This window comes from Paraburkholderia sp. J69-1, from assembly GCF_905220255.1.
Classification (GTDB): Bacteria; Pseudomonadota; Gammaproteobacteria; order Burkholderiales; family Burkholderiaceae; genus Paraburkholderia.
The window spans coordinates 1-1,991 of the sequence record NZ_CAJMZG010000062.1 but is presented as its reverse complement, the minus strand read 5'-3'; the positions used below and the strand labels follow the sequence as shown (position 1 = coordinate 1,991).

The window sequence follows — 1,991 nt, the reverse complement described above, 5'->3', positions numbered from 1 at the left end:
TTTTTCTGTCCGCTGATAGAGTCGCTCAGTGGGCTATTCGTTGAGCCCGCACGCTGTCGCATATCGTCGTTGCTTTAGATGGTTCGCCAGCGGGCGTGAGGTGAAGGTGACCGGTTTTCACTTGCGGGAAAGCCGCCGGCGTGGTCTACTGGCGGCCATGTGAGATGTTTTTCTCACCCGCTGTTCCTACGTCGCGCTGGCGGCATGCTTTCCCCTCGCCGGGGAAGCTCTTTAAATCATCACGTGGCTGCTTTGCCGCCGACCGCTTCTTTGGGGTGGACTCTTTCCATAAGGTCCCCGAAAAGAATGCTCAAACGCGTCTATGCGCGTTGTCAGTCGGCCGGACACTGTCACTGAGTTTTCCGGGCGGATTCCTTGCACAAGGTCGCCCAGGAATCGCAACTACGCGCGCATGCGCGTTTTCTCGCCTCTACCCGGTCGGATGACTACGGGAACCAGAGGAAGGGCAAAACCCCTACCCCGTGTGGCTTTGCGGGCGACTGGGGCATCTGCCGACAGACAGAAAGAAATTCCCAAAGGTCAGACGACCTTCGTAGAAGAGGCTTTTGCTGCTCGCTGACTGAGTCGGTGAGTGGGCTATTCGTTGCGGTCGTACGGCCGGCGAATAGAGGGCCCTGCCTGCATGCCCTGGCGCGCAGGAGCTGAACAACATGAGGCGTGCACCGAGCCTGGATCGTCGCAAGACGAATCGGTGCAGTATGGTCCCTGCTTTAAAGGCCAGTTCCACCCTGAGGGGGAGGAGACCCGGTTAGCGCGAGCGCCGGGGCATCGCTGAGTAGTAAAAGTTGTAGAGGGAGCCGGCGACGCAAACGCACACTTTTAAGAAGGGCCCGCTCATGCCCCTTAAAGCTACAGGCAGGTCGATATACCCGGCAACAACGGGCGCGCACTTGATGATGCGCAACACACGCGGCGAGGCGTGATTCTTTGTGAACTTGAGCGAGCGTCAGGAGGTTGGCATGCAGCATGTTGGGTGGCGTGGGGAGTTGCAGAAGCTTATTGATCGGCACGCGGGCGTGCGGATGAACGGGAATGTAGCGTCGTTCAGAACGCGCGAGCTGACCGCGAAGACCTTGTTCGCGGTGTTCAACACGCTCCACCTGCTGGGATACAGGTTGCAGAATCCCGCCAACCTTGGCGCGCGGCACGTCGATGCGCTGGTGAAGCACTGGTACGCGGAGGGACGAGCGGTGTCGACAATGCAAAACGAATTGTCGATGTTGCGCAAGTTCGGGACGTGGATTGGGAAGAAGGGCTTTGTTGGGCGCCTCGCAGACTATCTCCCCGATGTGCCCGCCATGCAGTTGCGTCGCACAGCCGTTGCGTCGATATCGAAGTCGTGGACCGAAAACGGCGTGAATGTTGATGCGAAGTTGGCGCAGGCCGATGCGCTGGATGAGCGGTTCGGCATGATGCTGCGCATAGAACTCGCGTTCGGCTTGCGACGCAGGGAGATCCTGTTGCTTAAGCCGTGGAAAAGCGATCACGGCGACACGTTGACCATCTATCCCAACACGGGGTCGAAAACAGGACGTCCGCGCATTATTGCGCTCAAGAATGATTACCAGCGGACGATGCTCGACTACGTCAAGGCGCGTATGCCTAAAGGGCAAGCGATGGCATGGCGGACAACCCGTCGTGGGATGCCGGCCGGCTTGAAGTATTGCCAGAAGGAATATAGCCGTCGGATGAAGGAAATCGGGATTACCGCCGCGCAATCAAACGTGACGGGGCACGGACTGCGTGCGGAATTCGCAGAGAATGCGGCGATGACGGATCCGGTGCGGCCATTTATTCCCGCGACGCTGGGTGGGACTGCAGACCAGCTCTCGCTGGAGGATCTGCATCTCGCTCGCAGTCAGGTGAGCGAAATGTTGGGGCACAGCCGTACGGCGATTACCAATTCCTACTACGGCAGCTTCGCGCGCTGGCGCAGCGCGCCGGGTTCGCAGACGAGTGAAGCGCGGGCG

The 1,991-nt window shown here is 59.4% G+C and carries 1 protein-coding gene; it reads left to right on the top strand.

Annotation, left to right across the window (positions count from 1 at the left end; translation table 11 throughout):
- Window positions 1-980 precede the first annotated feature (980 nt).
- A partial coding sequence (locus U5A67_RS40345) for a phage integrase N-terminal domain-containing protein (RefSeq protein WP_321959832.1) occupies window positions 981-1,991 on the top strand: 1,011 nt, incomplete at its 3' end.